Origin of the sequence: Mesorhizobium sp. GbtcB19 (assembly GCF_019091085.1) — a bacterium.
Classification (GTDB): domain Bacteria; phylum Pseudomonadota; class Alphaproteobacteria; order Rhizobiales; family Rhizobiaceae; genus Mesorhizobium.
In genome coordinates this window covers 135,533-145,607 of the sequence record NZ_JAGXJY010000016.1, presented here as the reverse complement: position 1 = coordinate 145,607, position 10,075 = coordinate 135,533, and the positions used below count along the sequence as shown (strand labels likewise).

Genomic DNA, 10,075 nt, shown 5'->3' with positions numbered 1-10,075 from the left:
GCAGCTTTATCCGCAGGGCTGGAAGGAACCGAAGCCCTACATCCGCATCGTGCCGCAGCCCGTGCTGACCTGACAGATCTGACCAAGGCTCAGGGCGGCGGGGCACCGGCGGCGAGGGCGTGTGACGCGCCCTCGCCGCCATCGGAAAGGCAACGAACGAGTTCAATCCGGCGCCACGGCATGGCGCCAAGACGTGGGGAACCAAGATGAGCACTGCAAGGAAACCATCCATCGTCGTTCTGGGAGCGGGCTTTGGCGGCCTGGAACTGACGACGCTGCTGTCCGAAGCGATGGGCGACGCAATCGATGTCACGCTGATCGACAAGAGCGACGCCTTCATCTTCGGCTTTTCGAAGCTCGACGTGATGTTCGGCCTGAAGGCGCCGGAGGCTGTGCGTTTGCCCTACAAGAGCTACGCCAAGCCCGGCGTGCGCCTGCTGAAGCGAACCGTCACCGCGATCGATCCGGAAAGGCGGCGAGCCAACACCGATGACGGCGTCTTCGATGCCGACTACCTGATCGTGGCGCTTGGCGCCGACTATGATTTCGACGCCACACCCGGGCTGTCGGGGACCAACGAGTTCTATTCGGTTGCCGGCGCGGAGCGGCTGCGCGACGTATTGCCCACCTTCAAGAAGGGCAGGGCGATGGTCGGCGTCTGCGGCGCGCCCTACAAATGCCCGCCGGCGCCAAGCGAATGCGTGCTGATGCTGCACGACTATCTGATGCGGCAAGGTGTGCGCGAGGCCTGCGAAATATCGCTGGTGCTGCCGCTAGGCAGCCCGGTACCGCCGTCTCCCGACACCTCGAAGGCACTGCTTGCGGCCTTCGCCGAGCGCGGCATCAGGTTCATCCCGAGCCGTCGCGTCGCCTCGGTCGACAATACCCGCAACGTGGCGGTGCTGGACGATGGCACGGAAATGCCCTTCGACCTTTTCCTCGGCGTTCCCAAACATCGCGTGCCGCCGGTGGTGCTGGAAAGCGGCATGGCGGAGAATGGCTGGATCCCGGTCAATCCGCGCACGCTCGAAACCAAATACGAGAATGTCTACGCCGTCGGTGACGGCGCCAACACCGGGACGCCCAAGGCCGGCGTGTTCGCGGAAGGCGCGGCACGGGCGGTGGCCACCGCCCTCATCGCAAAATTGCGCCAAAGCGGTAGCGGCACGCTCTATGACGGCTTCGGCACCTGCTACATCGAATTCGGCGGCGGCCGCATCGGCAAGGTCGAGGTCGATTTCTTCTCTGGCCCCGTGCCGACCGGCAACTACTTCGAGCCCTCGGTGGCGCTGCGTGCCGACAAGGAAAAGTTCGGCTCAAGCCGGCGGTCGCGTTGGTTCGGTTCGTGAACCGCCTTCAGCCATTGCGAGAGGGCGGCAGCTCGAACAAGGTGGCGCCGTTCTCCCGGCCTCGGTCGATATAGCCGATCACCCGGAACCATCTCGCGACGTCGGGCCGTTCCAGCCAGCTGCGCGAATGTATCGGAAGGTTGCCGGCAAGCGCCTGGACGTGACGGATATGCCGCTTGCAGAAGCGGACTGTCGCGGCGTTGAAGAAATCCTCCTGGGCGGCGAACAGCGTATCGGCGGCGTCCGCGTCTTCATGCCAGGCGATGATCGCCATGGTCCTATCGTCTTGCACGAGCGCATGCGCCCGGCCTTCCTTCAGGTTCATCATCAGATTGTCATAGGCGCTTTTGCTGTCCTTGCCGGCGGCCACATACTCGTCCGACATTCGTTTGGACAGGCCGTGGAAAACATCTTCGAGGTCTCCGACCGTCGCTGCGCGTGCTCTCATTTCTCCTCCTGACAGCCCTGTAGCAGTTTGCCCCAACGAAAGGGGATCACCAAGAAAAGAAAATCCCCGATATGCGTGGTACGCGAAACCTCATTCCGAATGGATGGGTTCGAGCCCATGGCGGGCCCGTATATAAGCGTTGGCTTGAGATCGAACTTCCTCTGTCGGATACTGGCGGCCCAGCGGGGGGCGGCCATGATCGACCTGATTGAAACCATTTACGAGGCGGCTTTCGTTCCCGAGCGCTGGAACTCGGTGCTCGAGAAAGCGAGCGGCCTGTCGAATTCGGCCAGCGCCCAGGTCTTCTTCTTCAGCGACGACGCACCGCCGCGCGGAACGACGCTCGACAATCTGCGGTCGTTGTTCGACGAGTTCGTCAAAGGCGATTTCTGGAAGTTCTGCGACAGCGTGCAGAAGATGTGCGGCCTGCAGCCGGCAAGCTTCGTGCGCGTCGACGACTTTATGAGCCCCGATGAGATCGAACGCGATCCGGCCCGCGTCATGCTGAGGCAATTCGGCATCGGCGCGCATCTGTGCACCGCGATACCGATGCCGACCGGCGAGCTCGCGACCTTCGTCTTCCAGAAATGGATCAGGGACGGCGGCTTCGCGCAGGACGAGGTCGACGGGCTGGATGCGCTACGGCCCCATCTTGCCCGCGCCAGCCTCGTTGCCGGCCGGCTGCGGGTGGAGCGGGCGGCGGCGGCCACCTCGGCGCTCGACCTGCTTGGCTTGCCGGCCGCGGTGCTGTCGGCCAACGGGCGTGTCATGGCGACCAACCCGCATCTGGACCGGCTCGACACGGCGTTCCTGCCCGTAGCCTATGGCGGACTGGCGATCGCCGACCGCAACGCCAACCGGTTGTTCCAGCTGGCCGTCACCGGCATGAGCCGCACCGACGATGCGGTCGGCTCCATCCCCGTTCCGGGGATCGGCGGCGAGGCGCCTTTCGTCGTCCACCTGTTGCCGCTGCGGCGCTCCGCGCACGACATCTTCGGCAACGCCGACATCCTTGTGATGGCGACGCCGATCAAGCCGAGCGCGCTCGTGCCTTCGGCAAGCCTGCTCAATGCCCTGTTCGATCTGACGCCGGCCGAGGCGCGGCTGGCGGCCGATCTTGCCGCCGGGTTCACTTTGGCGGAAACGGCCGCGCGAGGTGGCATCACCATAAAATCCGCCCGAACCTATCTCGAGCGCGTCTTCCAGAAAACCGGCAGCCACCAGCAGAGCCAGCTGGTCGCCATGTTGAAGACGCTCCAGCCACTGGCGCCGCGATGACCGGTAGGCTGTGTCGAGACAGCGGAGAAAGGCGTATCGTTGAATTCGTCGACGGCCTGCCATAAAAGGCGCAAGTTTTCGGCCGGCCTGAGGAATTCCGGATGTGACTGCGGGCTGGCGGCGAACAATCGGTCTGTGGGTGGTCTGGCGTAACGTTGGGGGCATGGATTGACGTCGAGCAGGCCTATACTGATCACCGGCGCGGCCGGCTTCATCGGCTTTCACCTTTGCCACCGGCTGCTGGCCGAGGGCCGGCAGGTTGTCGGCCTCGATTCCATGAACGAGTATTACGACGTCGCCCTGAAGCAGGCGCGGCTCGAGCGGCTGAAAGAATTCCCGAGCTTTCGTTTCGAGCATGTCGATCTCGTCGACCGTGACCGTATCTCGGCGCTGTTTGCCTCGGCCGCGCCGGAGATCGTCGTCAATCTCGCCGCGCAGGCGGGTGTCCGCTATTCGCTGATCAACCCGCACGCCTATGCGCAGAGCAATCTCAACGGCTTCCTCAACATCCTGGAAGGATGCAGGCAGGCCTCGGTCGGCCATCTCGTCTATGCATCGTCGAGCTCGATCTATGGCGGCAGCGTGCGCATGCCGTTCTCGGTGCATGATTCCGCCGACCATCCGCTCAGCCTCTACGCCGCCAGCAAGAAGGCGAACGAGCTGATGGCGCACACCTACAGCCATCTGTTCAGCCTGCCGACGACGGGTCTGCGCTTCTTCACCGTCTATGGTCCGTGGGGACGGCCCGACATGGCCTTGTTCATCTTCACCAAGGCCATCCTCGCCGGCCAGCCGATCGATGTTTTCAACCATGGCAACATGCAGCGGGACTTCACCTATATCGACGACATCGTCGAAGGCGTGGTCCGCGTCATGCGGCATTCCGCGACACCCAATCCCGATTGGACGAGCGCCGCGCCTGATCCCGCGACGAGCAGCGCGCCCTACAGGATCCACAATATCGGCGACAGTTCGCCCGTGCAGCTGAGCCGGCTGATCGACGTGCTGGAGGACGCGCTCGGGCGCAAGGCAATCCGCAACCTGATGCCGATCCAGCCGGGCGACGTGCCGGCGACCTACGCCGATGTCACCTCGCTCGAAGAGGTGACCGGCTTCAAGCCCGGGATTCCGATCGAGACCGGCATCCCGCGCTTCGTCGAATGGTACCGGGATTTCTACCAGGTCTGATTGGACGTTTGCAGACACGACATGTGCTAGCGGCCGGCCGTCGAGGCCTGCCGGTCGATCCACAGCGCGATCAGCGTGCAGGCGGCGCCCGACAGCAGATAGGCGCCGGCGGCGATGAGGCCGAAATTCCCGGCCAGCAGCAGCGCGGCAAGCGGCGCGAAGCCGGCGCCGAACATCCAGGCAAGGTCCGACGTCACCGCCGAGCCGGTATAGCGATGCTGGCGCGAGAAGCTCGATGCGACGACACCCGAGGATTGCCCGAAGCTCAACCCGAGCAGAATGAAGCCCAGCACCATGAACAGCGCCTCGCCGACGGTGCCGCCATTGAGAAGCTGAGGGGCAAAGCCGCTGAACGCGGCGATGGCGACGGCGCCGCCGCCGAGCAGGGCGCGGCGTCCGACGCGGTCGGCCAGCGGACCCGACGCGACGATCGCCGCGATGCCGAACAGCGCGCTCACCGCTTCGATGACCAGGAAACGCTCCGGCCCTTCATTAGTGAACAGGAACACCCAGGAGAGCGGAAACACCGTTACCATGTGGAACAGGGCGAAGCTCGCCAGCGGCGCGAAGGCGCCGACGACGACATTGCGGCCTTCCGTGCTAATCATGTCCCTGATGCGCGTCGGCTGCAGGTCGCCGCTCTCGTAGAGTTTCGAGAACTCGGGCGTCACCACGATGCGCAGCCGGGCAAATAGCGCCACGACATTGATGGCGAAGGCGACGAAGAAGGGATAGCGCCAGCCCCAGCTGAAAAAGTCGTCGGCCGAGAGATTGGCGACGAAGAAGGCAAACAGCGAGCTTGCCACGATGAGCCCGATCGGCGCGCCGAGCTGCGGGATCATGGCATAGATGCCGCGCCGGTTCTGCGGTGCGTTAAGCGCCAGCAGCGAGGGCAGCCCGTCCCATGTGCCGCCGAGCGCCAGGCCCTGCAGGAAGCGGGTAAGCGACAGCAACCAGGCGGCGACCGCGCCGACGTCCTCATAGGAGGGCAGGAATGCCATGGCGACGGTCGACGTGCCGAGCAGGAACAGCGCGATGGTCAGCTTGGCGCCGCGGCCATAGGCGCGGTCGATCGCCATGAACAGCACGGTGCCGAACGGGCGCGCGATGAAGGCGAGCGCGAAGATGGCGAAGGAGTAGAGCGTGCCGGCCAGCGGATCATGCGTTGGAAAGACAAGCTTGGGGAAGACGATGACGGAAGCGATCGCATAGACGAAGAAATCGAAGAATTCCGACGTCCTGCCGATGATCACGCCGACAGCGATATCGCCGGCGCTGACCTGGCCGTGATGCGAGCCGATCAGCCTGCTGTCAGTTTCGGCAGTCGAAGTTTCAGCCATCTTGTCCGTCGCCACCGAGCTCGGGTTCAGGATGCGGTTGTCGTCATCCGGATGCGACTTTGTCGTCATCATGACGCGATCATCGTCATCCGGATGCGGTTGTCGTCATCCTATTATGCGTGCACAGTTTCGCGAAAGCCATGGTAACTGGGCATTGGACAAATTGTCCAATGTCGTCGCCGTGCCGGCGGCAGTAGCCGTTGGCCCATATCGCGTTGTAGCCTGCAAAAGCCTGTTGCGACGCCATCGAGGGCAGCGTTGATGAAACGATCCGGAGCCTTGCTTCTGTTTCCCCTGGCCGCGCTGCTGAGCGGCTGCGACCTTGTCGTGCTGTCGCCCGCGGGCGACGTCGCGGCGCAGCAGCGCGACCTGCTCGTCGTTTCGACGCTGCTGATGTTGCTCATCATCGTGCCTGTCATGGCGCTGACCGTGCTGTTTGCCTGGCGCTACCGGCAATCCAGCACCACGGCGACCTATACACCCGACTGGGACCATTCGACCAAGCTGGAGCTGGTGATCTGGGCAGCACCCCTGCTCGTCATCATCTGCCTGGGCGCGCTGACCTGGCTCGGCACCCATCTGCTCGATCCCTACCGGCGCATCGACCGCATCGAGCCTGGACAGCCGGTCACGCAGAACCACAAGCCACTTAAAGTGGAGGTCGTCGCCCTCGATTGGAAATGGCTCTTCATCTATCCGGAATACGGCATCGCCTCCGTCAACGAGTTGGCGGCGCCGGTCAACCAGCCGATCGACTTCCGTATCACCTCCTCGACGGTGATGAACTCCTTCTACATTCCGGCCCTTGCCGGGCAGATCTACGCCATGCCTGCCATGGAGACGAAGCTGCACGCCGTCATCAACCGTCCGGGCACCTATACCGGCTTCTCGGCCAATTACAGCGGCGCCGGCTTCTCCGGCATGCGCTTCGCCTTCCACGGCCTCTCCGACCAGGCCTTCGCCGACTGGGTGGCGCAGGCCAAGAGCGCGCAGGGCACGCTCAGCCGCGAGACCTATCTCGAGCTCGAACGCCCGAGCGAGAACGAGCCGGTCCGCCGTTACGCCTCCGTCGATCCCGACCTCTACGGCGCCATCCTCAATCTGTGCGTCGAACGCGGCAAGATGTGCATGAACGAGATGATGTCGATCGACGCAAAGGGCGGTCTCGGACTCGCCGGCGTGCGCAACACCTTGCCGCTGCAATATGACAAGCTCGCCCGGCGCGGCGCGGTGTTCGGCGACGCGCCGTCCTATGTCGCGAGCATCTGTACGGCAGAAGAGGCGGCCGCCGCTTCCCGTGCGGCCCGTCTTGACGATGACAAGGGTTGGCCGCTCAGGGATCTGTCGCCGCTGCGCGGCGTCGGCCTGCTAGCGCCCGGTGCGGGGACCCGCCGCGCCGACGCCGAGGCGCCTTCGCTCGGCCTGCTGCGCCTGGAATTGTGAGGAATCGCGGATGCCCGAGTCGCTGACCAAATTCATCTTCGGCCGCCTCACGCTGGAGTCGCTGCCGCTGCACGAGCCGATCGTCGTCGGCACCTTCATCGTGGTGGCGCTCGGCGGCCTCGCGGTTCTCGTCGCCATCACCTATTTCAAGCTCTGGGGTTATCTCTGGCGCGAGTGGTTCACCAGCGTCGACCACAAGAAGATCGGCGTCATGTACATGGTGCTGGGGCTCGTCATGCTTTTGCGCGGCTTCTCCGACGCCATCATGATGCGCCTGCAGCAGGCGATCGCGTTCAACGGTTCGGAAGGCTATCTCAACGCCCATCACTACGACCAGATATTCACCGCCCATGGCGTGATCATGATCTTCTTCGTGGCGATGCCTTTCGTCACCGGGCTGATGAACTTCGTCGTGCCGCTGCAGATCGGCGCGCGCGACGTCTCCTTCCCCTTCCTCAACAATTTCAGCTTCTGGATGACGGTCGGCGGCGCGATCCTGGTCATGGCCTCGCTCTTCGTCGGCGAGTTCGCCCGCACCGGCTGGCTGGCCTATCCGCCGCTCTCGGGCATCAATTACAGTCCCGACGTTGGGGTCGATTACTATATCTGGGCGCTGCAGGTCGCAGGCGTCGGCACGACCCTATCCGGCATCAACTTGATCTGCACCATCATCAAGATGCGCGCCCCCGGCATGACGATGATGCGCATGCCCGTCTTCACCTGGACCTCGCTCTGCACCAACGTGCTGATCGTTGCCTCGTTCCCGGTGCTGACGGCGGTGCTGACGCTGCTCGCGCTCGACCGCTATGTCGGCACCAACTTCTTCACCAACGACTTCGGCGGCAACCCGATGATGTATGTGAACCTCATCTGGATATGGGGTCACCCGGAGGTCTACATCCTCATCCTGCCGCTGTTCGGCGTCTTCTCCGAGGTCACCTCGACCTTCTCCGGCAAGCGCCTGTTCGGCTACACCTCGATGGTCTACGCCACGGTGGTCATCACCATCCTGTCCTATCTGGTCTGGCTGCACCACTTCTTCACCATGGGCTCCGGCGCCAGCGTCAATTCCTTCTTCGGCATCACTACGATGATCATCTCGATCCCGACCGGGGCGAAGATGTTCAACTGGCTGTTCACCATGTATCGCGGCCGCATCCGCTTCGAACTGCCGATGATGTGGACGCTGGCCTTCATGCTCACCTTCGTCGTCGGCGGCATGACCGGCGTGCTGCTCGCCGTGCCGCCGGCCGACTTCGTGCTGCACAACAGCCTGTTCCTGATCGCGCATTTCCACAACGTCATCATCGGCGGCGTGTTGTTCGGCCTGTTCGCCGGCATCGCCTACTGGTGGCCCAAGGCCTTCGGCTTCAGGCTCGATCCGTTCTGGGGCAAGGTCTCGTTCTGGTGCTGGGTGCTCGGCTTCTGGTTCGCCTTCATGCCGCTCTACATCCTCGGCCTGATGGGCGTGACGCGCCGCATGCGCGTCTTCGACGATCCCTCGCTGCAGATATGGTTCGTCATCGCCGCCTTCGGCGCGGTGCTGATCGCCGCCGGCATCGCCGCCTTCCTGGTGCAGATATTCGTCTCCATCCGCAAGCGCGCCGAACTGGTCGACGTCACCGGCGACCCGTGGGATGGCCGCACGCTCGAATGGTCGACCTCCTCGCCGCCGCCGGCCTACAATTTCGCCTTCACGCCGGTCATCCGCGACAACGACGCCTGGTGGGACATGAAGAAGGCCGGCTACCGTCGCCCGCTCAATGGCTTCAAGCCGATCCACATGCCGAAGAACACCGGTACCGGGGTCATCCTGGCGGTGTTCAGCGTCGCCCTCGGCTTCGGGCTAATCTGGTACATGTGGTGGCTGGCGGCGCTGAGCTTCGTCTGCCTGATCGCAACGGCGATCGGCCACACCTTCAACTATCACCGCGACTTCGACATCCCGGCGGCCGAGGTCGCGCAAACGGAGGAGGCGAGGACGACGCTCCTCGCCGCCCAGGCTTAGGGTTTGAGCATGGCATCGACGGCAACCACGGCCGACGCCGGACCGGTCTTCTACCTCGAAGAGGAGCATGCGCACGCCGAAGGCGGCAGCACCATGCTCGGCTTCTGGCTCTATCTGATGAGCGACTGCCTGATCTTCGCCATGCTGTTCGCGGCCTTTGGCGTGCTCGGCGGCAATTACGCGGCGGGTCCCGCGCCGAAGGACCTGTTCGATCTCGGCCTGGTAGCGGTCAACACCACCATGCTGCTGTTGTCCTCGATCACCTACGGCTTTGCCATGCTGACCATGGACAAGGGCCGCGTCGGCGCGACGCAAGCCTGGCTTGGCGTCACCATGCTGTTCGGCCTCGCCTTCCTGTCGATCGAGCTCTACGAATTCGCGCATATGATCCATGAAGGCGCGACGCCGCAGCGCAGCGCCTTCCTGTCGTCCTTCTTCACGCTGGTCGGCACGCACGGCCTGCACGTCACCTTCGGCATCGTCTGGATGGTGACACTGATGGTGCAGGTCGCGAGACACAGCCTCATCGAGGCCAACCGCCGCCGGCTGATGTGCCTCTCGATGTTCTGGCACTTCCTCGACGTCGTCTGGATCGGCGTCTTTACCTTCGTCTATCTGATGGGGACGTTGCGATGAGCGCTCATGATCATGCCGGTCACGACCACGCGCATGGCGGCGCCGCGCACGGCTCGCTGAAGGGCTACCTGATCGGTTTCTTCCTGTCGGTGATCCTGACTGCCATCCCGTTCTGGATGGTCATGACCGGCGCTATCGACAACAAGCAGGCCACGGCCGTCATCGTCATGGCTTTCGCGGCGGTGCAGATCATCGTCCACATGGTCTTCTTCCTGCACATGACGCCGGCCTCGGAGGGTGGATGGTCGATGCTGGCGCTCATCTTCACGGTGATCCTCGTCGTCATCGTGCTCAGCGGCTCGCTCTGGGTGATGTATCACCTCAACGCCAACATGATGCCCGGCCTCCACGAGATGCGGCAGATGCCATGAACCATGTGTCAGGC

General features: G+C 63.7%; 9 protein-coding genes. 7 read left to right on the top strand and 2 right to left on the bottom strand.

The genetic code is table 11. The features are described from left to right. Positions 1-206: 206 nt before the first annotated feature. Positions 207-1,349, top strand: a complete 1,143-nt coding sequence (locus KVT37_RS24145; RefSeq protein WP_217577510.1) for an NAD(P)/FAD-dependent oxidoreductase — start codon at positions 207-209, stop codon at positions 1,347-1,349. Between the two features lie 7 nt (positions 1,350-1,356). On the opposite strand, the gene KVT37_RS24140 is transcribed toward KVT37_RS24145, so the two are convergent. Beyond that, positions 1,357-1,797, bottom strand: a complete 441-nt coding sequence (locus KVT37_RS24140; protein ID WP_112100145.1) for a hypothetical protein — start codon at positions 1,795-1,797, stop codon at positions 1,357-1,359. A 195-nt stretch (positions 1,798-1,992) separates the two neighbouring features. On the opposite strand from KVT37_RS24140, the gene KVT37_RS24135 reads away from it, so the two are divergent. Together KVT37_RS24135 and KVT37_RS24130 are read left to right on the top strand one after the other, a co-directional pair. Further along, positions 1,993-3,075, top strand: coding sequence for a helix-turn-helix transcriptional regulator (locus KVT37_RS24135; protein ID WP_217577509.1), 1,083 nt, complete (start codon positions 1,993-1,995; stop codon positions 3,073-3,075). 168 nt (positions 3,076-3,243) lie between these two features. Further along, on the top strand, positions 3,244-4,263 hold the full coding sequence (locus KVT37_RS24130; RefSeq protein ID WP_217577508.1) for an NAD-dependent epimerase: 1,020 nt from the start codon (positions 3,244-3,246) through the stop codon (positions 4,261-4,263). 26 nt (positions 4,264-4,289) lie between these two features. Here the strand turns inward: KVT37_RS24130 and KVT37_RS24125 are convergent, their stop codons facing one another. Beyond that, positions 4,290-5,603, bottom strand: coding sequence for an MFS transporter (locus KVT37_RS24125; protein WP_217577522.1), 1,314 nt, complete (start codon positions 5,601-5,603; stop codon positions 4,290-4,292). Between the two features lie 261 nt (positions 5,604-5,864). Between KVT37_RS24125 and cyoA the strand changes: the two genes are divergently transcribed. Genes cyoA through cyoD form a run of 4 tightly spaced genes read left to right on the top strand, consistent with a single transcriptional unit; the run spans position 5,865 to position 10,061 of the window. Continuing rightward, complete coding sequence (gene cyoA, locus KVT37_RS24120) at positions 5,865-7,046, top strand: ubiquinol oxidase subunit II (protein WP_217577507.1); 1,182 nt, start codon at positions 5,865-5,867, stop codon at positions 7,044-7,046. Between the two features lie 10 nt (positions 7,047-7,056). Beyond that, positions 7,057-9,054, top strand: coding sequence for a cytochrome o ubiquinol oxidase subunit I (cyoB, locus tag KVT37_RS24115; protein ID WP_217577506.1), 1,998 nt, complete (start codon positions 7,057-7,059; stop codon positions 9,052-9,054). A gap of 9 nt (positions 9,055-9,063) precedes the next feature. Further along, the gene (gene cyoC / locus KVT37_RS24110; protein WP_217577505.1) at positions 9,064-9,690 is read left to right on the top strand and encodes a cytochrome o ubiquinol oxidase subunit III; all 627 of its coding nucleotides are present in this window, start codon (positions 9,064-9,066) and stop codon (positions 9,688-9,690) included. Next, positions 9,687-10,061, top strand: coding sequence for a cytochrome o ubiquinol oxidase subunit IV (gene cyoD / locus KVT37_RS24105; RefSeq protein WP_217577504.1), 375 nt, complete (start codon positions 9,687-9,689; stop codon positions 10,059-10,061). Before cyoC ends, cyoD begins: the two co-directional genes overlap by 4 nt. Positions 10,062-10,075 lie beyond the last annotated feature (14 nt).